The organism is Salinicola lusitanus (assembly GCF_003206045.1).
Taxonomy (GTDB): Bacteria; Pseudomonadota; Gammaproteobacteria; order Pseudomonadales; family Halomonadaceae; genus Salinicola; species Salinicola lusitanus.
In genome coordinates this window covers 339,752-362,951 of the sequence record NZ_PZJM01000001.1, presented here as the reverse complement: position 1 = coordinate 362,951, position 23,200 = coordinate 339,752, and the positions used below count along the sequence as shown (strand labels likewise).

General features: G+C 66.1%; 20 protein-coding genes and 1 pseudogene. 12 read left to right on the top strand and 9 right to left on the bottom strand.

Going from position 1 to position 23,200, the window contains the following annotated elements; all coding sequences use genetic code 11:
* Positions 1-2: 2 nt before the first annotated feature.
* The 11 genes from nuoC to nuoN all read left to right on the top strand — a co-directional run bounded on the left by nuoC (position 3) and on the right by nuoN (position 14,158).
* Positions 3-1,805 (top strand): NADH-quinone oxidoreductase subunit C/D, encoded by a 1,803-nt coding sequence (nuoC, locus tag DOM45_RS01695; RefSeq protein WP_110597777.1) that lies wholly within the window; start codon positions 3-5, stop codon positions 1,803-1,805.
* 10 nt (positions 1,806-1,815) lie between these two features.
* A complete protein-coding gene (nuoE, locus tag DOM45_RS01690) occupies positions 1,816-2,328 on the top strand; it encodes an NADH-quinone oxidoreductase subunit NuoE (RefSeq protein WP_110597776.1) in 513 nt (170 codons plus the stop codon).
* Between the two features lie 31 nt (positions 2,329-2,359).
* Complete coding sequence (gene nuoF, locus DOM45_RS01685; protein ID WP_110597775.1) at positions 2,360-3,700, top strand: NADH-quinone oxidoreductase subunit NuoF; 1,341 nt, start codon at positions 2,360-2,362, stop codon at positions 3,698-3,700.
* A 15-nt stretch (positions 3,701-3,715) separates the two neighbouring features.
* Positions 3,716-6,490 (top strand): NADH-quinone oxidoreductase subunit NuoG, encoded by a 2,775-nt coding sequence (gene nuoG, locus DOM45_RS01680; protein WP_110597774.1) that lies wholly within the window; start codon positions 3,716-3,718, stop codon positions 6,488-6,490.
* Positions 6,487-7,470: an NADH-quinone oxidoreductase subunit NuoH gene (gene nuoH / locus DOM45_RS01675; protein ID WP_110597773.1), complete on the top strand. Its 984-nt coding sequence runs from the start codon at positions 6,487-6,489 to the stop codon at positions 7,468-7,470. The genes nuoG and nuoH overlap by 4 nt, the downstream gene beginning before the upstream one ends.
* 12 nt (positions 7,471-7,482) lie before the next feature.
* A complete protein-coding gene (gene nuoI, locus DOM45_RS01670; protein ID WP_110597772.1) occupies positions 7,483-8,031 on the top strand; it encodes an NADH-quinone oxidoreductase subunit NuoI in 549 nt (182 codons plus the stop codon).
* A 253-nt stretch (positions 8,032-8,284) separates the two neighbouring features.
* The gene (nuoJ, locus tag DOM45_RS01665) at positions 8,285-8,905 is read left to right on the top strand and encodes an NADH-quinone oxidoreductase subunit J (RefSeq protein ID WP_110597771.1); all 621 of its coding nucleotides are present in this window, start codon (positions 8,285-8,287) and stop codon (positions 8,903-8,905) included.
* The gene (gene nuoK / locus DOM45_RS01660) at positions 8,902-9,210 is read left to right on the top strand and encodes an NADH-quinone oxidoreductase subunit NuoK (RefSeq protein WP_110597770.1); all 309 of its coding nucleotides are present in this window, start codon (positions 8,902-8,904) and stop codon (positions 9,208-9,210) included. The genes nuoJ and nuoK overlap by 4 nt, the downstream gene beginning before the upstream one ends.
* Complete coding sequence (nuoL, locus tag DOM45_RS01655; protein WP_110597769.1) at positions 9,207-11,072, top strand: NADH-quinone oxidoreductase subunit L; 1,866 nt, start codon at positions 9,207-9,209, stop codon at positions 11,070-11,072. Before nuoK ends, nuoL begins: the two co-directional genes overlap by 4 nt.
* 93 nt (positions 11,073-11,165) lie before the next feature.
* Positions 11,166-12,692, top strand: coding sequence for an NADH-quinone oxidoreductase subunit M (gene nuoM, locus DOM45_RS01650; RefSeq protein WP_110597768.1), 1,527 nt, complete (start codon positions 11,166-11,168; stop codon positions 12,690-12,692).
* Positions 12,689-14,158 carry an NADH-quinone oxidoreductase subunit NuoN gene (gene nuoN / locus DOM45_RS01645; protein WP_110597767.1) on the top strand — a complete coding sequence of 490 codons (1,470 nt, stop codon included), beginning with the start codon at positions 12,689-12,691 and terminating at the stop codon, positions 14,156-14,158. Before nuoM ends, nuoN begins: the two co-directional genes overlap by 4 nt.
* A 75-nt stretch (positions 14,159-14,233) precedes the next feature.
* Here nuoN and DOM45_RS01640 read toward each other — a convergent pair whose 3' ends face one another.
* Together DOM45_RS01640 and DOM45_RS01635 are read right to left on the bottom strand one after the other, a co-directional pair.
* On the bottom strand, positions 14,234-15,043 hold the full coding sequence (locus DOM45_RS01640) for an endonuclease/exonuclease/phosphatase family protein (RefSeq protein ID WP_110597766.1): 810 nt from the start codon (positions 15,041-15,043) through the stop codon (positions 14,234-14,236).
* A 4-nt stretch (positions 15,044-15,047) separates the two neighbouring features.
* A complete protein-coding gene (locus tag DOM45_RS01635) occupies positions 15,048-15,686 on the bottom strand; it encodes a thiol:disulfide interchange protein DsbA/DsbL (RefSeq protein WP_110597765.1) in 639 nt (212 codons plus the stop codon).
* A 318-nt stretch (positions 15,687-16,004) separates the two neighbouring features.
* Here DOM45_RS01635 and yihA point away from each other — a divergent pair, with 318 nt between their 5' ends.
* Positions 16,005-16,625 (top strand): ribosome biogenesis GTP-binding protein YihA/YsxC, encoded by a 621-nt coding sequence (gene yihA, locus DOM45_RS01630; protein WP_240612255.1) that lies wholly within the window; start codon positions 16,005-16,007, stop codon positions 16,623-16,625.
* Between the two features lie 367 nt (positions 16,626-16,992).
* Here the strand turns inward: yihA and DOM45_RS01625 are convergent, their stop codons facing one another.
* From DOM45_RS01625 to argH, 7 genes and pseudogenes are all read right to left on the bottom strand, one after another.
* On the bottom strand, positions 16,993-17,727 hold the full coding sequence (locus tag DOM45_RS01625) for an HAD family hydrolase (RefSeq protein ID WP_110597763.1): 735 nt from the start codon (positions 17,725-17,727) through the stop codon (positions 16,993-16,995).
* An 11-nt stretch (positions 17,728-17,738) separates the two neighbouring features.
* Positions 17,739-18,653, bottom strand: a complete 915-nt coding sequence (locus tag DOM45_RS01620) for a tyrosine recombinase XerC (RefSeq protein WP_240612254.1) — start codon at positions 18,651-18,653, stop codon at positions 17,739-17,741.
* Positions 18,637-19,377 (bottom strand): DUF484 family protein, encoded by a 741-nt coding sequence (locus DOM45_RS01615; RefSeq protein ID WP_110597761.1) that lies wholly within the window; start codon positions 19,375-19,377, stop codon positions 18,637-18,639. The genes DOM45_RS01620 and DOM45_RS01615 overlap by 17 nt, the downstream gene beginning before the upstream one ends.
* 59 nt (positions 19,378-19,436) lie before the next feature.
* Positions 19,437-20,270, bottom strand: coding sequence for a diaminopimelate epimerase (gene dapF / locus DOM45_RS01610; protein WP_110597760.1), 834 nt, complete (start codon positions 20,268-20,270; stop codon positions 19,437-19,439).
* Positions 20,270-21,532 carry a diaminopimelate decarboxylase gene (lysA, locus tag DOM45_RS01605; RefSeq protein ID WP_110597759.1) on the bottom strand — a complete coding sequence of 421 codons (1,263 nt, stop codon included), beginning with the start codon at positions 21,530-21,532 and terminating at the stop codon, positions 20,270-20,272. Before lysA ends, dapF begins: the two co-directional genes overlap by 1 nt.
* 155 nt (positions 21,533-21,687) lie before the next feature.
* Positions 21,688-21,798, bottom strand: a pseudogene (gene lptM / locus DOM45_RS20465) (LPS translocon maturation chaperone LptM); the annotation flags it as partial.
* Positions 21,788-23,200 carry an argininosuccinate lyase gene (gene argH, locus DOM45_RS01595; RefSeq protein ID WP_110597757.1) on the bottom strand — a complete coding sequence of 471 codons (1,413 nt, stop codon included), beginning with the start codon at positions 23,198-23,200 and terminating at the stop codon, positions 21,788-21,790. The pseudogene lptM and the gene argH, both read right to left, overlap by 11 nt.

The following is a 23,200-nucleotide window of genomic DNA, read 5'->3' as shown; positions in this document are numbered from 1 at the left end:
CCATGACCGCAGCCGATGATTCTCGAAACGAGAGCGTGACGACTTCCAGCGCCTCCCATGCCGCCGGTCAACCCGACGTCATGGCCGAACTGGCGCGCCAGTTCGGCGAGGCCGCCTTTACGCCGCAGGCGACGCTGACCGGCATGCCGGTCATCTGGGTCGCTCGCAAACAACTCCGAGATGTGCTCGGCTTTCTGCGGCGCGTGACCGGTCCGTTCTCGATGCTCTTCGATCTGAGCGCCGTGGACGAGCGCCTGCGGACCCATCGCCGGGGGCTGCCGCCGGCGGACTTCACTGTCTTCTACCAGTTGCTGTCGGTGGAGCGTAACGCCGACATCATGCTCAAGGTGGCGCTGCACGAGCGAGACCTGGCGCTGCCCTCGATCAGCGATATCTTCGTCAATGCCAACTGGTACGAGCGCGAGGTCTTCGATCTCTTCGGCATCCACTTCAGCGGTCATCCGCATCTGACCCGGATCATGATGCCGCCGACCTGGACCGGTCATCCGCTGCGCAAGGACTACTCCGCCCGCGCCACCGAATTCGACCCCTACACGCTGACGGTGAAGGGCCAGGAGGTGGAGCAGGAGGCGCTGCGTTTCGATCCCGCGGCCTGGGGCATGAAGCGCGAGGGCGAAGAGACCGAGTTCATGTTCCTGAACCTCGGGCCCAACCACCCCTCGGCCCATGGCGCCTTCCGCATCGTGCTGCAGCTCGACGGCGAGGAGGTGGTCGACTGCGTGCCGGACATCGGCTATCACCACCGCGGCGCCGAGAAGATGGCGGAGCGCCAGTCGTGGCACAGCTTCATCCCCTATACCGATCGTATCGACTACACCGGCGGGGTGATGAACAACCTGCCCTATGTGCTGGCGGTGGAGAAACTGGCCGGCATCACCGTCACCGACCGTGCCAAGACGATCCGGGTGATGATGGCGGAGATGTTCCGCATCAACAGCCACCTGCTGTTCCTGGGGACCTATCTACAGGATCTGGGCGCCATGACGCCGGTCTTCTTCACCTTCACCGACCGCCAAAAGGCCTACGAGGTGATCGAGGCGATCACCGGTTTCCGCATGCACCCGGCGTGGTATCGCATCGGCGGCACCGCCCATGATCTGCCCAAGGGCTGGGACAAGCTGGTGCAGGGCTTCGTCGACTGGATGCCCAAGCGTCTGGCCGAGTACGAGAAGGCGATGATGGACAACGCCATCGTGCGTGATCGCACCCGCTTCGTCGCCGCTTTCGATACCCGGCAGGCGCTGGAGTGGGGCGTCACCGGTCCCAACCTGCGCGCCACCGGGCTCGACTTCGACCTGCGCAAGAAGCGCCCCTACTCCGGCTACGAGAATTTCGATTTCGAGGTGCCCACCGCCGTCAACGGCGACGCCTTCGATCGCGGCATGATGCGGATCGAGGAGATGCGCCAGAGCGTGCGCATTCTCCAGCAGTGCATCGATCACATGCCGGCTGGCGACTACAAGGCTGATCATCCGCTGACCACGCCGCCGCCGCGGGAGAAGATGCTGCAGCACATCGAGACCCTGATCACCCACTTCCTGCAGGTCTCGTGGGGGCCGGTGCTGCCGGCCGCCGAGTCGATGCAGATGATCGAGGCGACCAAGGGCATCAACAGCTACTACCTGACCAGCGACGGCAGCACCATGAGCTACCGGACACGCATTCGCACGCCCAGCTTTCCGCATCTGCAGCAGATCCCCGCCGTCATGCGCGGCGGGTTCGTGCCGGATCTGATCGCGCACCTGGGCAGTATCGACTTCGTCATGGCCGACGTGGACCGATGAGGCAGCCATCATGACTACTACCGCGACCATTGGGACGACTATCGCCAGCGACGGTTTCGTCCTCGACCCCGCCGACCGCGCGGCGATTCTCGAGGAGCGGGCGCACTACCCCTATCCGCAGGCGGCGAGCATCGAGGCACTGAAGATCGTGCAGAAGCGCCACGGCCACGTGCCGGATGGCGCGATCCCGGCGATCGCCGAGACGCTGGGCATTCGTGTCGCCGACGTCGAGGGCGTGGCCACCTTCTACAGCCTGATCTTCCGGCAGCCGGTCGGCCGTCACGTGATCCTGATCTGCGACAGCAGCTCGTGCTTTCTTACCGACTATGAGCAGCTGCGCGACGCCTTCATCGATCATCTCGGTATCCAGATGGGCCAGACCACCGCAGATGGCCGCTTCACCCTGCTGCCGGTGTGCTGTCTCGGTGCCTGCGATCGCGGGCCCACGATTCTGATCGGCGAGGATCTGCACGGTCCGGTGACCCCGGACGAGATCCCCCGACTGCTGGAGGCGTACGCATGACGATCAAGAACCTGATGCGGGAGGGCGAGTCGTGAGTCGCATTCTGCAATCCGCCGGCGAACGCCGCTCCGAGACCCATCCGCTGACCTGGCGCCTGCACGACGACCAGTCGCCGGTGCTGCTCGAGGAGTATCTCGACACCGGCGGCTACGCCGCGGTCACCAAGGCGCTGGAACAGTACACCTACGAGTCGCTGACCGAGGAGGTGAAGGGCGCCAATCTTCGCGGCCGTGGCGGCGCGGGTTTCTCCGCCGGCATGAAGTGGAGCCTGACCGCCAAGGGCGGCGATGCGCCGCGCGGCTATATCGTCTGCAACGCCGACGAGATGGAGCCGGGCACCTTCAAGGATCGCCTGCTGATGGAGCAGCAGCCGCACCTGCTGATCGAGGGCATGATCCTGGCCGGTTACGCCAACCGCTCGAAACAGGGCTATATCTTCCTGCGCGGCGAGTACCACCTGGCGGCTGCCTCGATCCAGCGTGCCCTGGCCGACGCCCGCGCCGATGGCTGGCTGGGTCCGGACGTGCGCGGCAGCGGCTGGGATTTCGATATCGCCCTGCACACCGGTGCCGGACGCTATATCTGCGGGGAAGAGACCGCGTTGATCAACTCGCTCGAGGGCAAGCGTGCCAATCCGCGAGCCAAACCGCCGTTCCCCGGCCAGTCCGGCGCCTGGGGGCTGCCGACGGTGGTCAACAACGTCGAGACGCTGTGCAACGTGCCGGGCATCGTCAATCATGGCGCCGACTGGTTCCAGGCGCTCTCCGGCGATCTCAGCAGCGACGGCGGCACCAAGCTCTACGGGGTCTCCGGCAAGGTCAACAATCCCGGGCTGTGGGAGTTGCCGATGGGTACCACCGGCAACCGGATCCTCGAGCTCGCCGGCGGCATGCGCGACGGCCTGGCCCTCAAGAGCTGGCTGCCCGGCGGTGGCAGTACCGGCTTCCTGCTGCCCGAACACCTGGAGCTGGCGCTCGATTTCGACACCATCGGGAAGACCGGCAGCCGCATGGGAACAGGGCTACTGACCGTGGTCGCCGACAACCAGAGCATGGTCTCGCTGACCCGCAACCTGGAGGAGTTCTTCGCCCGCGAATCCTGCGGCTGGTGCACGCCGTGCCGCGACGGCCTGCCGTGGAGCGTCAAGCTGCTGCGGGCGCTGGAGGCTGGCGAGGGCCAGGCTGGCGATATCGAGCTGCTCGAGCAGATGGCCCGCGACCTGGGGCCGGGCAAGACCTTCTGCGCGCATGCGCCGGGGGCGGCGATGCCGCTGGCATCCGCGATCCACTATTTCCGTGACGAGTTCGAGCGCGGCATCACCCGACCCGAGGGTGAGGCGCACGCGGACCCGATCCCGGTCGGCAGCGTGTAGGAGGAGTTCGACGCCATGGCCACTATTCACGTCGACGGCAACGACTACGAAGTCGAAGACAGCGACAACCTGCTCCACGCCTGCCTTTCGCTGGGACTGGATATCCCCTATTTCTGCTGGCATCCGGCGATGGGCAGCGTCGGCGCATGCCGCCAGTGCGCGGTGAAGCAGTACAAGGATGCCGACGACGACCGCGGCATGCTGGTGATGTCGTGCATGGCGCCGGTGAAGGACGACGCCTATATCTCCATCGCCGACGAGGAGGCCAAGGCCTTCCGCGAGACGGTGATCGAGTTCCTGATGGTCAACCACCCCCACGACTGCCCGGTGTGCGAGGAAGGGGGCCACTGCCACCTGCAGGACATGACGGTGATGACCGGCCACGACCGGCGTCGTTACCGCTTCCGCAAGCGCACCCATCGCAACCAGAACCTGGGGCCGTTCATCGCCCACGAGATGAACCGCTGCATCACCTGCTACCGCTGTACGCGCTTCTACCAGGACTACGCCGGTGGCGAGGACCTGGGGGCCTTCGGCGCCCACGACAACGTCTACTTCGGCCGCGTCACCGACGGCACGCTGGAGAGCGAGTTCTCCGGCAACCTGACCGAGGTCTGCCCGACCGGGGTGTTCACCGACCAGACCCACTCCGATCACTACACCCGCAAGTGGGATCTGCAGTTCGCACCGAGCATCTGCCAACAGTGCGCCAGCGGCTGCAATATCAGCCCCGGCGAGCGCTACGGCGACATTCGCCGGATCGAGAATCGCTACAACGGCGACGTCAACGGCTACTTTCTCTGCGACCGTGGCCGGTTCGGCTACGGTTACGTCAACCGCAAGGATCGGCCGACTCGCCCCGAGTGCCGGGAGAGCGGGGGTGAAGCCCGGACGATGGAAGTCGACGAAGCGCTCGATCTGGCTGCGGATCGCCTGCGTGGCGCCAAGCGGATCATCGGCATCGGCTCGCCCCGGGCCAGCCTGGAGAGCAACCATCGGCTGCGTCAGCTGGTCGGCGCGGCCAACTTCTCCACCGGTATCGAGGCCGGAGAGCTGGCGCGGATCCGGCGGATGGAAGCGCTCAACCGCGAGGCGGGGCTGGCCACGCCGAGCCTGCGCGAGATCGAGCAGTGCGATGCGATCCTGGTGCTGGGTGAAGACCTCATCCAGAGCGCTGCCCGCGTCGCGTTGTCGGTGCGCCAGGCGGTGCGCGGCAAGGGTGCCGAGCTGGGCGCCGAGCGCGGCATCCCCGAGTGGAACGCCGAAGCGGTCAAGACCATCGCCCAGGATGCCGGCCATCCGCTGTTCCTGGCCACGCCGGACGCGACCAAGCTCGACGGCATCGCCACCCATGCCGGGCGACTCGCGCCCGATGATATCGCCCGGCTCGGGTTCGCCGTGGCGCACGCCCTCGACTCCACCGCGCCGGTCGTCGACGGTCTCGACGAAGAGACGTCGCAGCTGGCCGGGCGCATCGCCGATACCCTGCTGGCGGCGAAGAAGCCGCTGGTCATTGCCGGCGAGTCGCTGGGTTCGATGGCGATTCTTGAAGCGGCCGGCAACATCGCTCGAGCGCTCGGCCGGCGCCAGCGTTCGGACGCCGGCCTGACCCTCGTTCGCCGCGAGGCCAATAGCGTCGGGCTCGGGTTGCTGGGTGGCGAATCCCTCGACTGGGCGATGGCCCAGCTCGAGCAGGGCGACGCCGACGGCGTGGTGATCCTGGAGAACGATCTCTATGTCCGGTTGCCTACGTCACGCGTGGACAGCGCGCTCGGGCGGGCCGCGGCGGTCGTCGTGGTCGACCACCAGCGGACGCCGACCTGGGAGCGCGCCGACGTCGGCTTGCCGGCGGGCACCTTCGCCGAGAGCGACGGCACCCTGGTCAGTCTCGAAGGTCGTGCCCAGCGGTTCTACCAGGTCTTCGACCCCAGCTACATGCGCCCGGACACCCGGATTCGCGAGAGCTGGCGCTGGCTGCACGCGCTTCACGCCACGCTGGAGCGCCAGCCGATGGAGACCATTCTGCTCGACGACCTGACCCAGGCCGTTGCCGAGGATGCTCCCGCCCTGGCGCCGCTGCACCAGAATACGCCGGAGGCGATGTTTCGCATCCATGGCCTGAAGCTGGCCCGCGAGCCCCACCGCTACAGTGGCCGTACTGCCATGCGTGCCAATCTCAACGTCAACGAGCCGCGGGCGCCGGTGGACCTCGATACCCCCTTCGCGTTCTCGATGGAGGGTTATGCCGGCTATCGCGAGCCGCGCCGCGAGGTCGCCTTCGCCTGGGCGCCGGGCTGGAACTCGCCGCAGGCGTGGAACAAGTTCCAGGACGAGGTCGGCGGCCATCTGCGCGCCGGCGACCCGGGCGTGCGGCTGTTCACGGCCGCCGCCGTCGGTGGCGACTACTGCAGCGAGATCCCTGCCGCGTTCGAACCGCGCGAGGGCGAATGGCAGGTGATCGATCTGCCCCAGCTGTTCGGCGGCGACGACATGTCGCGCCGCGCCGAACCGATCCGCGAGCGCATGGCGCCGCCCCAGGTCGCACTCAACCAGGCCGATGCCGCGGGGTTGGGTATCGGTGCCGGCGATGCGGTCTCGATCGCTGTCGATGGCACGCGCTTCAAGCTGCCGGCGAGACTCAGCGCCGGTCTGCCGCCAGGTGTCGTCGGCCTGCCCAGCGGCGCGATCCAGGAAGTCACCGGAGGACTGACGCCAGGCGTCATGCGCTGGGGGCAGGTCGCGAAAGCGGAGCACGATAGCCAGGCGTCGGCCGGGGAGGCGCGCCCATGAGCTGGTGGACGCCGCAAGTCGAGGCGACGTTGATCGCCATGGTCCAGGCCGTGGTCATCCTGCTGGTCGTGGTCGTTTCCGGGGCGCTGCTGAGCATGATCGAGCGGCGCCTGCTGGCGCTGTGGCAGGATCGCTACGGTCCCAACCGGGTCGGGCCTTTCGGGCTTTTGCAGATCGCCGCCGACATGCTCAAGATCTTCTTCAAGGAGGACTGGATCCCGCCGTTCGCCGACCGTACTTTCTTCGTGCTGGCACCGGCGATCGCCATGGCCTCGCTGCTGCTGTCGTTCATGGTGATCCCGATCACGCCCGGCTGGGGGGTGGCGGATCTCAACATCGGCATCCTGTTCTTCTTTGCCATGGCCGGCATCAACGTCTATGCGGTGCTGTTCGCCGGCTGGGCCAGCAGCAACAAGTATGCACTGCTCGGCGCGCTGCGTGCCTCCGCCCAGACGCTCTCCTACGAGGTCTTCATGGGTCTGGCGGTCATGGGTATCGTCGCCATGACCGGCTCGTTCAACATGCGTGACATCGTCAACGCTCAGGAGAACGTCTGGTTCATCGTGCCGCAGTTCTTCGGCTTCTGCACCTTCGTCATCGCCGGTATCGCGGTGACTCACCGCCATCCGTTCGATCAGCCGGAGGCGGAGCAGGAGCTGGCCGACGGCTATCACATCGAATATTCCGGAATGAAATGGGGCATGTTCTTCGTCGGCGAGTACATCGGCATCGTGCTGATCTCGGCGCTGCTGGTGACGCTGTTCTTCGGCGGCTGGCACGGGCCGCTGCTGCCGCCGATCGTCTGGTTCCTGCTCAAGACGGCGTTCTTCGTCGTGCTGTTCGTGCTGCTGCGCGCGGCGCTGCCGCGGCCGCGCTACGACAAGGTGATGAGCTTCGGCTGGAAGGTCTGCCTGCCGCTGACGCTGATCAATCTGCTGGTTACCGGGGCGATGATTCTGCTCATCGACCCGAGCACATAAGGGAGGGAGCTCATGCTGAGTCAGATCAAGAAGATCGTCACCGGTACCGGGACGCAGCTGCGCACCCTGTGGATGGTGTTCAGCCACGCCTGGCGCAAGCGCGAGACGCTCTCGTATCCCGAGGAGCAGGTCTATCTGCCGCCGCGCTACCGCGGGCGTATCGTGCTCACCCGCGACCCCGACGGTGAGGAGCGCTGCGTTGCCTGCAACCTGTGTGCGGTGGCCTGCCCGGTGGCGTGCATCTCGCTGCAGAAGGGTGAGCGCGACGACGGCCGCTGGTACCCGGAGTTCTTCCGCATCAACTTCTCGCGCTGCATCTTCTGCGGCATGTGCGAGGAGGCGTGTCCGACCTCGGCGATCCAACTGACGCCGGACTTCGAGATGAGCGAGTTCAGACGTCAGGAGCTGGTCTACGAGAAGCAGGATCTGCTGATCGACGGGCCGGGCAAGGACCACAACACCAACTTCTATCGCGTGGCCGGCCTGTCGATTGCCGGCAAGGACAAGGGCGAGGCGCAGAACGAGGCCGAACCCATAGACGTCAAGTCGCTGATGCCATGAGAATCCGTCTACGATCCGCCGCGCGTCGGCCGAACTTGGCTGGAAACACTTTCGGAGTGCGCATTGCCCCCCAAGTGAATTGGTACGCGAGCCCGGTCCTCTCCTCGAGTGTTTTCGCCTCGCGGCCCGCATGGGGGAGGGAAGTGCGCTGGCCGGCAGGGAGCGAGCCTGGCCTTGGCTCCAGCTCGCGAGATCGTCAAGGGATTCCCGGTCGTGTCGGGGGTGGTGTGCTGACCAGAGCAGGGAGAGAGATATGCAAATCGCGTTTTACTTGAGTGGCCTGGTCGCGATTCTCGCTACCCTCCGTGTGGTGACCGGCACCCATCCGGTCCATGCGCTGCTCTATCTGATCGTGTCGCTGATCGCGGTGGCGATGGTGTTCTTCGCCCTGGGCGCCCCCTTCGCCGGGGCGCTGGAGATCATCGTCTATGCCGGCGCGATCATGGTGCTGTTCGTGTTCGTGGTAATGATGCTCAACTTGGGCGAGTCGGCGGTGGAACAGGAGCGGGCCTGGCTCCAGCCCAGGGCGTGGATGGGCCCGGCGATCCTGACGGCGGTCCTGCTTGTCGTGATGGTGGTGACGCTGGCCAGCGGCGACTATGACGGCACCATCAGCGGCGAGACGCTGACGGCCAAGATGGTCGGCATATCGCTGTTCGGCCCCTATCTGGTGATCGTCGAACTGGCGGCAATGCTGTTGCTGGCGGCGCTGGTGGCGGCGTCTCACCTGGGGCGCAGTGAAGCGCACGATGAAGCCGACCTCGCCCGTGAGCGCCAGCGTGAGCTGAACGACCAGGCCTCCGCCGCGTCGACCAGCGAGACATCGAACCCCACTCGCGAGGCGCGTCGCGATGCGCAGGAGGGCAAGGCATGACGGGCATTCCGGTAGAGCACGGCCTGTGGCTGGCGGCGATTCTGTTCGTGCTGGGGCTGGCAGGACTGATGACGCGGCGCAACATGCTGTTCGTGCTGATGAGCCTGGAGATCATGATGAACGCCGCCGGCCTGGCGTTCATTGTCGGCGGGACCCACTGGCAGCAGGCCGATGGTCAGGTCATGTTCCTGATGATCATCACCTTGGCGGCGGCAGAGGCGAGCGTGGGTCTGGCGCTGCTGATGCAGCTCTACCGGCGCTTCAAGACTCTCGATATCGATGCGGCTAGCAGGTTGCGCGGATGACCACTTTTCACGATGTCTTGCTGACACTCACGTTCGTCTTTCCTTTACTGGGATCGCTGATCCTGGCGCTGTCCTACGGGCGCCTCTCCGAGCGAGCCAGCGCGACCATCGGTGTCGCCTCCATCGGCCTGGCGGCACTGTGCACGCTCTGGATCGGCATCGATTTCTACGATCAGGGCAAGTCGGCGCAGACGTTGACCCTGTGGCACTGGATCAGCGTGGGCGATTTCCAGCCGACCGTGGGGTTGATGCTGGATGGCCTGTCGTTGACCCTGCTCGGCGTGATTACCGGCGTCGGCTTCTTCATCCACCTGTTCGCGGCCTGGTACATGCGTGGCGAGGATGGCGTGACCCGCTTCTTCTGTCACATGAACCTGTTCGTGTTCAGCATGATCCTGCTGGTACTGGGGGACAACCTGCTGCTGCTCTACTTCGGCTGGGAAGGGGTGGGGCTCTGCAGCTACCTGTTGATCGGCTACTACTACCGCACGCCGGCCAACGGCTGGGCGGCGTTCAAGGCTTTCGTCATCACCCGTACCGGCGATGTCTTCCTCGCCATCGGCATGTTCCTGCTCTACCTCGAGCTCGGCTCGCTCAACCTGCAGACGCTGCTGGCGCGGGCACCAGAGATCTGGACCGAGGGCGGTCTGATGCCACAGCTCGCGGCGCTGATGCTGCTCGGTGGCGCGGTGGGCAAGTCGGCACAGCTACCGCTGCACACCTGGCTGGCGGACGCCATGGCGGGCCCGACGCCGGTGTCGGCATTGATCCACGCGGCGACCATGGTCACGGCGGGCGTCTACCTGATCGCGCGGATGAACGGCATCTTCCTGATGGCGCCGGACGTACTGCTGCTGGTCGGGGTGGTCGGTGCGCTGACCCTGCTGGTGGCAGGCTTCGCGGCGCTGGCGCAGACCGACATCAAGCGGGTGCTCGCCTACTCGACCATGAGCCAGATCGGCTACATGTTCCTGGCGCTGGGTGTCGGCGCGTTCGATGCGGCGATCTTCCATCTGATGATCCACGCCTTCTTCAAGGCGCTGCTGTTCCTCTCCGCCGGCTCGGTGATCATCTGCACCCATCACGAGCAGGACATGCGCCGTCTCGGTGGGCTGTGGCGCAAGCTGCCACTGACCTACGCCGGGTTCATCGTCGGCGGGGCGGCGCTGGCGGCCCTGCCGCTGGTGACGGCGGGCTTCTACAGCAAGGATGCCATCCTCGTCTCGGCACTCGCTTCCGGCCATGGCGTGCTGATGCTCGCCGGGCTGCTCGGCGCGCTGCTGACATCGATCTATACCGTGCGCCTGATCCTCGGCACCTTCCACGGCAAGCCCAAGAGCGACAACGCCCGCAGTGCCCATGCTGGCAAGGGGCTGGTGCATGGCATACCGCTGGTGGTGCTGATCGTGATGTCGACGGCCATCGGCGCGCAGCTGACCCCGCCGCTGGACGAAGTGCTGCCGCCCGGCCCGGTCGCCGAGGGCCTGGGAGTCCATATCCTCGAATTCACCGCCATGGTCGTGGCCGTCGGCGGCGTGCTGTTCGCGGGCTGGCTGTTCAAGCGCCGGCGCGACCTGATCCGCCGTGGCATGGCGGACCCGCGCGGCGCCCGGCTGTGGACGTTCTGGCACAACGCCTGGGGCTTCGATGCGCTCTACGACTGGCTGTTCGTGCGTCCCTACCAGGGCGTGGTCCGGGTCAACCGGGGCGACTGGATCAACTCGCTGTGCAACATTCTGCCGTGGCTGGCCCGGGCTTCCCATCAGGGGCTGCGCACGACGCAGACGGGCCTGATGCGTCACTACGCCGTATCGATGGTGCTGGGAGCGACGCTGCTGCTCGTCTTCCTGCTGGTGGGCTGACGAGATGCGCGCAGACAGGTTACACGGCGTCGAGGCCCCGATGACCCCAGCTCGGGCGCCAACGGAATTCACTCTATCGCGGATGGCTGATTCATGACTCTGGTCTGGCTGATACTGATCCCCTTCATTGGCGGCCTGCTCTGTTGGCAGGCGGAACGCTTTGGCGACCAGGCGCCTCGCTGGATCGCGCTGGGCACCATGCTGCTGGAATTGGTAATGGTGCTGGGGCTCTGGGTCAGCAGCGACTTTCAGCTGCCGGCGGAGGGCGCCGCCAGCGTCTGGACGCTGGAGTGGCAGGCGGACTGGATTCCGCGCTTCGGCATTCAGCTGCATCTGGCGATCGACGGCCTGTCGCTGCTGATGATCGCGTTGACCGGCCTGCTCGGTGCCATGGCGGTGGTCTGCTCCTGGAAGGAGATCGTCCGTCGGGTCGGGTTCTTCCACCTCAACCTGCTGTGGATCCTGGGCGGGGTGGTCGGGGTCTTTCTCGCCATCGACCTGTTCCTGTTCTTCCTGTTCTGGGAAATGATGCTGGTGCCGATGTACTTCCTGATCGCGCTGTGGGGGCACAGCGGCTCCCAGGGCAGTTCGCGCATCGGCGCCGCGACCAAGTTCTTCATCTACACCCAGGCCAGTGGCCTGCTGATGCTGATCGCCATCCTGGGCCTGGTATTCGCGCATCACGGGGCGACTGGCGAGTACACCTTCGCCTATGCGGATCTGTTGAACACGCCGCTATCGGAGACCACGGCCTGGTGGCTGATGCTTGGCTTCTTCGTCGCCTTCGCGGTCAAGTTGCCGGTGGTGCCGCTGCACGGCTGGTTGCCGGATGCCCACGCCCAGGCACCGACGGCCGGTAGTGTCGACCTCGCCGGCATTCTGCTCAAGACGGCGGCCTACGGGATGCTGCGTTTCGCGCTGCCGCTGTTTCCGGAGGCCTCCCAGGCGTTCGCGCCGGTGGCGATGACGCTGGGCCTGATCGGTATCTTCTACGGTGCGATCCTGGCCTGCGGCCAGCAGGATCTGAAACGCCTGATCGCCTACACCAGCATCTCCCACATGGGCTTCGTCCTGATCGGTATCTATGCCGGTACCGAACTGGCGCTGCAGGGCGTGGTGGCGCTGATGGTGGCGCATGCCTTCTCCGCCGCCGGGCTGTTCATTCTCTCCGGGCAGCTCTACGAGCGACTGCACACTCGCGACATGCGCCAGATGGGGGGGCTGTGGGGACGTATCCGCGGCCTGCCGGGGTTCGCGCTGGTGTTCGTGGCGGCGTCGCTGGGCCTGCCCGGTACCGCCAACTTCGTCGGTGAGTTCATGGTGATGTTCGGTGCCTTCGGCGTGGCACCCTGGGTGGTGGTGATCGCCAGCGCCGGCCTGATCCTGGCCGCCGTCTACTCGCTGTTCATCATGCAGCGGGTCTACTACGGGCCGCCGGTGGAGGAGACGCCGCTGGCCGGCCTCGACCGGCGCGAGACGATACTGCTGTTCGGCATCGTCGCGCTGGTGGTGTTCTTCGGCATCTATCCCCAGCCGCTGCTGGATACCTCGGCCGGGGCCATGCAGGTGGTACAGCAGAGCGTTCAGCAAGCCGCGGTGATGACGGGAGGTGCCCAATGAGCGATGTCGCCAATCATGGTGTCCTGACGACCCTGCTCGCCATTTCCCCGCTGATTCTGGTCTGCCTGACCGTGATCGTGGTGATGCTCTCGATCGCCTGGAAACGCAATCACGCCTTGAGCGCGATTCTCACCGCCGTCGGCCTCAATGCGGCACTGCTGGCGCTGCTGTTCGGCTGGACGCTGGGTTCGGTCGACGTCACTTCGGTCCTGGTGGTCGACGATCTTTCCCGCTTCGGCGGCGTGCTGGTGCTGATGTCGACGCTGGCCTGCGTCACGCTGGCCCACCACTACCTCGAAGGCTACGAAGGGCCGCGGGACGAGTTCTATCTGCTGCTGACGAGCGCCGCCGCCGGCGGCCTGGTGCTGGTCTCGGCGCGTCACATGACGACGCTGTTCTTCGGCATCGAGCTGCTGTCGATGCCGCTGTTCGGGATGCTCGCCTACACCTTCCGGGACCGTGGCGCGCTGGAGAGCGGCATCAAGTACATGGTGCTGTCGGCGGCGGCGACCGCGTTCCTGCTGTTCGGCATGGCGCTGCTCTACGCGGTGACGGGCACGCTGGACTTCGCCGAACTGGGGGCGGCGCTATCGGCTCGCGGCAGCGACCCCTGGCTGCTGGCCGGTGCCGGCCTGCTGCTGGTGGGACTGGCGTTCAAGCTCTCCATCGTGCCCTTTCACCTGTGGACACCGGATGTCTACCAGGGCGGCCCCGGGCCGGCGACGACGTTTCTCGCGACTGCCAGCAAGGTGGCGGTGTTCCTGGTGCTGCTGCGGCTGTTCCAGTCGACGCTGGCCTTCCACGAGAACTGGTGGCACGACCTGCTCGGCTTCATCGCCGTGATCACCATGCTGGTGGGCAACCTGCTGGCGCTGACCCAGAACGACCTCAAGCGCCTGCTGGGCTACTCGTCGATCGCCCATTTCGGCTATCTGCTGGTGGCGCTGGTGGTCAACCAGGGCCTGGCGGTCGAGACCGTCGGCATCTACCTGGTCACCTACGTTCTCACCACGCTCGGCGCGTTCGGCGTCGTCACCCTGGTGTCGAGCCCCTACATCGCCACCGGCGGCACGGCGGATGCCAGCCCGCTGCACCACTACCGTGGCCTGTTCTGGCGGCGGCCCTACCTCACGGCGGTGATGACGGTGTCGATGCTGTCGCTGGCGGGGATTCCGTTCACTGCCGGCTTCATCGGCAAGTTCTACATCATCGCGGTCGGGGTCGAGGCGCACCGCTGGTGGCTGGTCGGCAGCGTGGTGGTCGGCAGCGCCATCGGGCTCTACTACTACCTGCGGGTGATGGTGACCCTGTTCCTGCACGAGCCCGGCATGCAGCGCCGCGATGCGACCCACGACTGGGCCGAGCGCGCCGGCGGGATGGTGGTGCTGGGCGTCGCCACGCTGGTGATCCTGCTGGGGCTCTACCCGACACCGATGATCAATTGGGTCAACTGGGTCGCGGGGTGACGGTGACGATCGCCAGCCGTCGAGCGCCTCGCATCGACGCCCGAGAAAGCGCCCGCCACAGGGCGCTTTTTCGTGTCAGGCGCCGGTGGCGAGGCCGATGCTGCGGCGGCAGCCGGCCGGCAGATGGATGTCCACGGCGATGGGGAGGTGATCCGAGAACATCGCTTCCAGCACGCGCGGTTGCTCGGCCTTCAGCGAGGCGGAGAGCAGGATGTGGTCCAGCGCGCGGCGGGGTTGCCAGGCAGGATAGCTGAGCTGCGACTTGAGCGGATTGAGATCCAGGGCCTTGCAGAACCGGGGGTGTGCCAGCAACTGCTCCGGCGTGCAGTTGAGATCGCCCATGACCACCACATGTTGCAGCGGCTCGACGATCTCGCCGAGATAGTCCAACTGGCGCAAGCGACCACGCTGGCTGAGCGCGAGGTGAGCGACGAAGACGTGCAGCGCATCCGGCCCTTCGCCGTAGCGGGCGTGGATCGCACCGCGCCCGCGCATGCCGGGCAGGCGGTGCTCGTCCACCTGGCTGGGCGTCAGGCGCGAGAGCAGCCCGTTGCTGTGCTGGGCGACGCGGCCGAGGTTGCGGTTGAGCTGCTGGAAGTGAAAATCGAACGCCGAGCGATGGGCGAGATACTCGACCTGGTTGACGTGACTGGAGCGGAAGCTGCCGCCGTCGACCTCCTGCAGGCCGACGATATCGTAGGCTGACAGGGTGCTGGCGACGATATCCAGTCGCGAGCTGCGTTTGGGATGGGGCAGCAGGTGCTGCCAGCTCCGCGTGAAATAGTGATGATAGGCCGAAGTGTGAATGCCGACCTGCAGGTTGCAGGTCAGCAGTTTCAACGTCGACGCGATCTCGCTGGCGGGTGTCGAGACGGCTAGAGACATGGCGTCACTCGCTCTCGGTGCGTTCCTCGCGGACTTTCTCGATCAGGGCGCTGGCAATCTTCGGCATGTTTTCCAGCGAGCCGGCGGAGTCGGGCGTGACCACATAGCGGCCATCGACGATCAGGTCCGGCACGCCCATCAACTGGTAGCCACGCATCTTGGCCGAAGCCTGCTGGATCTCGCTCTTGACGCCGAAGGAGTCGAGCGCCTTGAGGGCTTCCTCCTTGCTGACGCCATAGTGGGTGAAGAATTCGGCGATGTCGTCCTTGTCGGTCAGCCGCTTGCCCTGCTTGTGGATGGCATCCATGAAGTCCTGGCGCATCTCGTCCTCGATGCCGAGCTGACGGGCTGCGTAGAACGCGATGGCGTGCTGCTCCCAGACCCGACCCAGCGGCGCTGCCATGCGATCGAAGGTGACGTCGTCCGGCAGTTGGGCAACCCACTCGTTGAGCGGCTTCTCCAGCGCGTAGCAGTGCGGGCAGCCGTACCAGAACACTTCGGTGACTTCGATCTGGTCCGCCGGCACCTCGGTTTTCATCGGTTCGTCGACGACTTGATAGTCCTGCCCCTCGACGATGTCCGCCGCCATCACCGCGCCCGAGAACGTCAGCCCGGCCAATAGCGCCACGAAAGACTTGATCATGCGTTACTGCTCCTGAAGGTCGATAAGTTGTTGTGAAACAGGTTTCAAGGAAATCACCGCCAGGCGACGGGGCCTCGGCTCGGTTGATGACGCGCCACGGCTGTTGGAGCCTCAGAGGGCTGCGAGGTTCCCTAGCTAGCCTGCTACCGATCACTTTCCCATAGCCTGACAGAAATGGCCGGAAAAGCGTAGGGCATCCGATGCTCGACGCCGGGGGATGACGACAGCGGGCCCCGGGGCTGACGTTGGCGTTCAGCCGATGGCGAGTACGCGTGATACACTGCGCGGCGCCAACGCCTCAAGATGATCGAGCCCACCATGACCGCCACGCCCGAGCGCCGCAATTACCAGACCGCGACTTTCCTGATCAGCGCGCCGACGCTGGCCAAATGCCCGTCGGATCGCGGGGTCGAGATCGCTTTCGCCGGCCGCTCCAACGCGGGCAAGTCCAGTGCGATCAATGCACTGACCCAGCAGCGGGCGCTGGCACGGACCTCGAAGACGCCGGGGCGCACACAGTTGATCAACTTCTTCACCCTGCAGAACGACGAACAGCTCAGGCTGGTCGACCTGCCGGGCTACGGTTACGCCAAGGTGCCGGAAGCGATGAAGAAGGAGTGGCAGGCCCATCTCGCCGATTATCTGCAGCGCCGCCGCTCGCTGGCCGGTCTGATCCTGCTGATGGACGTGCGCCATCCGCTCAGCGATTTCGATATCCAGCTGCTGGAGATGGCGGACGACCGCGCGCTGCCGGTGCACATTCTGCTGACCAAGGCCGACAAGCTGAAACAGGGCCCGGCCAAGGCCTCGCTGCAGCAGGTCAGGCAGCGCCTGGCCGAGTGGGAGGACCTGGTCAGCGTGCAGCTGTTCTCCGCGCTCAAGCGCCAGGGGCTGGACCAGGCTTATTCCGTGATGGATCGGTGGATGATGGCCGAGTGAGAGACATCGGGTTCGGTCACTGATTGGCATCCTCTACTGAATCCACTTCCCACTGAATGTGCCACCCCGATGACGCCTATTCAGGACGGCGCTGACGATGGGCTCGCTGAGCCGGGGTTGGCGACAGGGATGTCGCAAAAGGCGGGTTGGACAGGATGTCCTTTCGCGCCGACCCGAGCTCAGCGAGCCCAGAGGCAGGATTTCGCCGTTCTGGGCGTCAAAAAGGGGAGTGTGAGGGGCTTGCCCCTCACGATAACGAGCGGAACGGAGGGGAATGCTCGTTCAGTCGTGACCTGCTGGGACTCGGATCGATCTCCAAGCGATCACCCTCCCAGTCACCGCTCTCTCCAAGTGACATGTCGTGTCGCTATAATGACGCCTGATCCAGTTTCGCCACGATCCCCGGCAACTCCCGCACGTGCGTTACCCGGTACACTCTCGGCGGCAGTTCGCGCTCGCCCTCGTTCTTGGCATCGATCCAGACCGCGTGCATGCCGAGGCGCTGGGCCGCCAGCACGTCCTCCTCCCAGTTGTCGCCGACGTGCAGGGCGCGATAGGGCTGGGTGCCGAGCGAGGCCACGGCGGTCAGGAAGGGGCGTGAGTCGGGCTTGGGAGCGTGCATCTCGCCAGCCAGAATGATCACGTCAAAATGGTGATCCAGCGCCAGTCGGCGCACGTCGACATTGCCATTGGTGATGATGCCGAGCCGGTAGCGACGCGCCCAGGCGTCGAACATCGGTACGACCTCCGGGTAGAGCGAGACGTCGTGACGCAGCGCCATGAACTGCTCGAAACCCGCTCTCGCCCACTCTCTGGCGGTTGCATCCGACAGGCCATGCTCGAGCAGCAGCTCGACCATGGCACGTTCGCGAATCCAGCTATGATCGCCGCGGCTAAGCGGGAAGCGCGCCATCAGCGATGCCCGGATGCGCTGATATTCCGCGAGCGGAAACGACTCGGTGAGCGGGCGGACGATGGCGTCGGGCAAGGCATCGACCTGCTCGGCGAGCCATTGGTAATGCGTCGGCTCGGCGTGGGCCATGACCGGCCCGTTGTGCCACAGCGTGTCGTCGAGGTCGAAGGTGATGGCGTCCAGCGGCATGCGAGTGGTCCCTAGCGGTTGTCTGAACTCTCGTCCGAGGAGGCAGCCGGCCTGCGTCGGGCGCGGGGGTGGGCCTTGTCGTAGACCTCGGCGAGCTGCTGCCAGTCCAGCCTGGTGTAGATCTGCGTGGTGGAGAGATTGGCGTGGCCGAGCAGCTCCTGTACCGCGCGCAGATCCTGACTCGACTCCAGCAGATGGCTGGCGAAGGAGTGGCGCAGCCGGTGCGGATGAAGATGCTCCGGCAGGCCACGCTTGCGGGCGGTGTCGGCCAGGCGGGCCTGGATCGAACGATGACCCAGGCGACCCCCATGCTGGGCGACGAACAGCGCGGTCTCGCCCTCTCCCGCCAGTGCGCTGCGAAACCCGAGCCAGGCCCGGATGGCATCGCTCGCGCGCCTGCCCAGCGGTACCTGGCGCGGTTTGCCGCCCTTGCCGACGACCCGCACGTGACGCTCGTCGAGGCTGGAGAGATCCAGCGCCGCCAGCTCGGCCAGGCGCAGCCCGCAGGAGTAGAACAGCTCCAGCATGGCCTGGTCGCGTACCTCGAGCGGGTCGCCGTCGTGAGGCGTATCCAGAAACCGGCCGAGCAGGTCGATGTCCACCGGGCTCGGCAGGTGGCGCGGCTGCCGGGGCGCCTGGGTCAGCTGTACCGGGTTGTGATCCAGCTCGCCTCGCCTGACCAGCTCATCGGCGAAGCGGGACAGTGCGGCGCGCCGCCTCGCCAGGGTTCTCGGCGCCATGCCTCGGGTGCGTTCGTGGGCCAGATAGCGGCGCAGTAACGTCACGTCGAGCTCGTGCCAGGCGTGGACGTCCTGGGTTTCGAGATAACCGATCAGGCCGCCGATATCGCGGCGATAGGCATCCACCGTCGCCGGACTGGCGCGCTGCGCCAGCCGCTTCAGGAAGGCGTCAAGTGCGGCCTGCACGGGGGACCTCGGCACGCCGCAGCAGTCGGCTGACCACTTCTCCCAGATACTCCGTGAACAGCGTGTCCAGGGTGGCCCGGAAGTGCTCGCCATCGTGGCTGGCCAGCAGCAGGAAGCCCAGCGACTCCCCCTGGGTCAGCCGGGTGATGGCGCAGGAGCCGGATTCCGGCGGCGCGGTGCAGTGCGGCAGCAGGGCCTCCCAGTCCTCCCGGTCGAGCGTGGTGCAGCGGCTGGTCTGTTCATTGAGCAGCAGCTCCAGGCGCTGACGCGCGGCGTCGGTCAAGGCGAACCGGGGTGGCTGCCAGGCGTTGGTATCCCGGGGCGTGGCGTGGCAGGCTGGCGGCGCCTCCAGCCACAGCCCGATGCCCTGGGTACGGAAGCGCTCGGCCAGTTGCGTCGACAGCGCCTCGGCCAGGGCGTCGGCGCTCTCGGCCTCGATCAGGCCCAGCACCAGCTCGCGGGTACGGCGATACTGCGCCTCGTTGTAGCGCGCCGACTCGAGCAGGTTCTCGAGCCGCCACTCCGCGTCCTCGGCTCGGTGGCGCAAATCGTGCACCAGCCGCTCCAGTAGTGATACGGCGCCTGGAATATGGGGGTGCGGCACCTTGAGTTGCTGTAGCAGTCCCTCTCGGCCGACGAAAAAATCGGTATTTTGCGCCAGCCATTCGGCAACCCGATCGGGATCCAGTGTCTGGCGAGGCTCGGGGACCTGGGCGCGTGACATGCGGTGGTTCTCCTGTGAATCCCTGACGAGACAGCAGCCTGTCCCGCCGTGTCTTTTTATTAGTTCAAGGCGACGCGCCCTTCGAAGACGCGTTCGGCGGGGCCGGTCATGACGATGGGCGTTTCGCCGCCTTTCCACTCGAGCGTCAAGCGGCCGCCGCGAAGTTCCACGTCGACGGGGCTCTGCAGCACGCCTCGGCGAATACCGCAGGCCACCGCCGCGCAGGCACCGGTACCGCAGGCCAGCGTCTCGCCGACGCCGCGCTCGTAGACGCGCAGGCGGATGGCGTGAGGGGAAACGATCTGCATGAATCCGATATTGGCCTGGCGCGGAAAGCTGGGGTGGTGCTGCAGCTTCGGCCCCAGCTCACCGACCGGGGCGGCGTCGACGTCGTCGACCTGCAACACGGCATGCGGGTTGCCCATCGAGGCGACGCTGAACGTGACGCTCCGGTCGTCGATATCGAGATGGTGCGATGTTTCGTCGCGATCGGCGACGAACGGTATATCCGCCGGCGCGAAGCGGGGCGTGCCCATGTCGACCCGCACCCGGCCGTCGTCGTCGACCTTCAGCGACAACGGGCCGCCCAGGGTCTCGACCTGGAACTCGCGCTTGTGGGTCAGGCGCTGGTCGATGACGAAGCGGGCGAAGCAGCGGGCACCGTTACCGCAGTTCTCCACCTCGCCGCCGTCGGCGTTGAAGATCCGGTAGCGGAAATCCATGTCCGGCTTGCGCGGCGGCTCCACCAGCAGCAACTGGTCGAAACCGATGCCGAAGTGACGGTCGGCCAGTTGACGAATCTGGTCGTCCCGCAGGTAAGCCCGCTGGGTGATCAGGTCCACCACCATGAAGTCGTTGCCCAGGCCGTGCATCTTGGTGAAGTTCAGCAGCATCAGCTCTCCCCCGGCAGCCGCGACTCCAGCGCCCACAGCGAGTCGAGGCTCTCGCGACGGCGTACCAGATGGCTTCGGTCGCCGTCGACGAGGACTTCGGCAGGGCGGCCGCGGCTGTTGTAGTTGGATGCCATGGCGAAGCCGTAGGCGCCGGCCGAGCGCACCGCCAGCAGATCCCCTTCGGCGATCGCCAGTTCGCGCTCCTGGCCGAGGAAGTCGCCGCTTTCGCAGATCGGACCGACCACGTCGTAGACGGCGCTCGGCCGCGCAGGACGGGTATCGACGCGTTCGATGCGCTGCCACGCCTGGTACAGCGACGGCCGGATCAGATCGTTCATCCCGGCATCCACGATGGCGAAGTTCTTGGTCTCGCCGGGCTTGAGATACTCGACTCGGGTCAACATCACGCCGGCGTTGGCGGCGATGGAGCGGCCCGGCTCTAGCAGCAAGCTCAGTTCACGGCCTCGCAGGCGTTCCCGCACCGCGTGGACGAAGTCGCCAGCTGCCGGCGGACGTTCATCCTGATAGGTGACGCCCAGGCCGCCACCGATATCCAGGTGCTCGATCACGATACCGTGATCGGCGAGCCGGTCGATCAACGCGAGCAGACGGTCCAGCGCATCGAGATAGGGCGAGAGTTCGGTCAACTGCGAGCCGATATGGCAATCTAGCCCCACGACCTTGAGGTTCGGCCGTTCGGCGGCCCAGGCGTAAAGGTCGAACACCTCTTCCGCGGCCACGCCGAACTTGTTGGCCTTGAGCCCGGTGGAAATGTAGGGATGGGTCTTGGCATCGACGTCCGGATTGACCCGGATCGAGATGTTGGCGACCTGGCCGCGCTCGGCGGCGACGCGATCGAGGCGCTCGAGTTCCGGCCGCGATTCGACGTTGAAGCACTTGATGCCGACTTCCAGGGCACGTGCCATCTCGTCGGCCTGCTTGGCGACCCCGGAGAAGACCACCTTGGCCGGATCGCCACCGGCCGCCAGGACGCGCTCCAGCTCGCCCACCGAGACGATGTCGAAGCCGGCACCGAGCCGGGCGAGCACGTCGAGCACGGCAAGGTTGGAGTTGGCCTTGAGCGCGTAGCAGACCAGGTGCGGCATGTCGCCCAGGGCGTCGCTGTAGGCCCGAAAGTGCCGGGTCAGGGCGGCGCGGGAGTAGACGTAGCAAGGCGTGCCGTACTGCTCGGCCAGTTGATCCAGCGCAATGCCCTCGGCATGCAGCACGCCATCGCGGACGGGGAAGTTGTCGGAGGTCACGGCAGCTCCTCGGCGGTCGGCGGGTTGGCTGCCGGCGCCGGGCTTGCCTGGGGCGCTGCCGGCTGACGAGGCGCCGCGTCGGGGTCGCTCTCCGTGGGCGTCTGCCTGGAGGAGGCTGGCTGCGACGGTTCGTAATCCCCCTGCGGGTCGTAGGTCTTCGAAGCCTCGCTGTCGCCGGGCAGGTAGAGCGGGCCTTTCTGGCCGCAGCCGGCGAGCGCCAGCAGCATCGTGGCCAGGGCGATGGCGAGTGCGGCGTTACGCGACATGACGGCTCTCCTGCAGCGTGGCGAGCGCATCGCGGGCGCGCTGGGCGGCGGCGCGAACCTGGTCGGGCGCGGTTCCACCGATATGGTTGCGGGCGGCGACCGACCCTTCCAGCGTCAGCACCTCGAATACGTCATCGGAGATCACGTCGGAGAAGCGCTTGAGTTCCTCGAGCGACATCTCGGAGAGATCCTTGCCCTGCTCGATGCCGTAGGCGACCGCCTTGCCGACGATCTCGTGGGCATCGCGAAACGCGACACCGGCCCTGACCAGGTAGTCGGCGAGATCGGTGGCGGTGGAGAAACCGCGCCGCGCCGCCTCGAGCATGTTGTCCGGCTTGGCCACCAGCGCCGGCGCCATGTCGGCGAAGGCGCGCAGACACCCCTTGACCGTGTCGAGGGTGTCGAACAGCGGCTCCTTGTCCTCCTGATTGTCCTTGTTGTACGCCAGCGGCTGGGACTTCATCAGCGTCAACAGACTCATCAGGTGGCCGTAGACCCGGCCGGTCTTGCCGCGTACCAGCTCCGGCACGTCGGGATTCTTCTTCTGCGGCATGATCGACGAGCCGGTGCAGAAGCGGTCCGGCAGATCGACGAAATCGAACTGGGCGCTGGCCCACAGCACCATCTCCTCGCTCATCCGCGACAGGTGCATCAACAGGATGCTGGCGAAGGCGGTGAACTCGATGGCGAAATCGCGATCGCTCACCGCATCCAGCGAGTTCTCCGCCGGACGGTCGAAGCCCAGCAGCTCGGCGGTGACGTGGCGGTCGATGGGGTAGGTGGTGCCGGCCAGCGCCGCCGCGCCCAGCGGCAGCACGTTGACCCGCTTGCGACAGTCGAGCAGGCGCTCGTGATCCCGCGTCAGCATCTCCTGCCACGCCAGCAGATGGTGGCCGAAGGTCACCGGCTGCGCCGTCTGCAGGTGGGTAAACCCGGGCATGATGGTATCCGCCTCGCGGTCGGCCAACTCGATCAGGCCGCTGCGCAGGCGCGCGAGTTCGGCGGCCACGGCGTCGATCTCGTCGCGCAGGTAGAGCCGGATATCGGTGGCGATCTGGTCGTTGCGCGAGCGCCCGGTATGCAGCTTCTTGCCGGTGATGCCGATCTTGTCGGTCAGCCGCGCTTCGATGTTCATGTGGATGTCTTCGAGGGCGATCGACCACTCGACGTCGCCGCGTTCGATCTCCGCTTCGATGGCGTTGAGGCCATCGACGATACGGTCCCGCTCGTCGTCGGTCAGGACGCCGACCCGGGCCAGCATGGTGGCGTGGGCGATCGAGCCGCGAATATCGTGGTGATAGAGACGCTTGTCGAACGCGATCGAAGCGGTGAAGGCGGCGACGAATGCATCGGTGGGCTCGCTGAAACGTCCGCCCCAGGATTGGTTGGTTGCCTGCGTCAT

Coding starts and splice junctions, on each gene's coding strand:
- dapF (WP_110597760.1), bottom strand. CDS start 20,270: ATGCTGCTGAACTTCACCAAGATGCACGGCCTGGGCAACGACTTCATG.
- DOM45_RS01635 (WP_110597765.1), bottom strand. CDS start 15,686: ATGATCAAGTCTTTCGTGGCGCTATTGGCCGGGCTGACGTTCTCGGGC.
- yihA (WP_240612255.1), top strand. CDS start 16,005: ATGACCGCCACGCCCGAGCGCCGCAATTACCAGACCGCGACTTTCCTG.
- nuoE (WP_110597776.1), top strand. CDS start 1,816: ATGACTACTACCGCGACCATTGGGACGACTATCGCCAGCGACGGTTTC.
- nuoJ (WP_110597771.1), top strand. CDS start 8,285: ATGCAAATCGCGTTTTACTTGAGTGGCCTGGTCGCGATTCTCGCTACC.
- nuoN (WP_110597767.1), top strand. CDS start 12,689: ATGAGCGATGTCGCCAATCATGGTGTCCTGACGACCCTGCTCGCCATT.
- nuoH (WP_110597773.1), top strand. CDS start 6,487: ATGAGCTGGTGGACGCCGCAAGTCGAGGCGACGTTGATCGCCATGGTC.
- DOM45_RS01615 (WP_110597761.1), bottom strand. CDS start 19,377: ATGTCACGCGCCCAGGTCCCCGAGCCTCGCCAGACACTGGATCCCGAT.
- nuoG (WP_110597774.1), top strand. CDS start 3,716: ATGGCCACTATTCACGTCGACGGCAACGACTACGAAGTCGAAGACAGC.
- nuoI (WP_110597772.1), top strand. CDS start 7,483: ATGCTGAGTCAGATCAAGAAGATCGTCACCGGTACCGGGACGCAGCTG.
- argH (WP_110597757.1), bottom strand. CDS start 23,200: ATGACGCAGGCAACCAACCAATCCTGGGGCGGACGTTTCAGCGAGCCC.
- nuoC (WP_110597777.1), top strand. CDS start 3: ATGACCGCAGCCGATGATTCTCGAAACGAGAGCGTGACGACTTCCAGC.
- nuoM (WP_110597768.1), top strand. CDS start 11,166: ATGACTCTGGTCTGGCTGATACTGATCCCCTTCATTGGCGGCCTGCTC.
- nuoL (WP_110597769.1), top strand. CDS start 9,207: ATGACCACTTTTCACGATGTCTTGCTGACACTCACGTTCGTCTTTCCT.
- DOM45_RS01640 (WP_110597766.1), bottom strand. CDS start 15,043: ATGTCTCTAGCCGTCTCGACACCCGCCAGCGAGATCGCGTCGACGTTG.
- nuoK (WP_110597770.1), top strand. CDS start 8,902: ATGACGGGCATTCCGGTAGAGCACGGCCTGTGGCTGGCGGCGATTCTG.
- DOM45_RS01625 (WP_110597763.1), bottom strand. CDS start 17,727: ATGCCGCTGGACGCCATCACCTTCGACCTCGACGACACGCTGTGGCAC.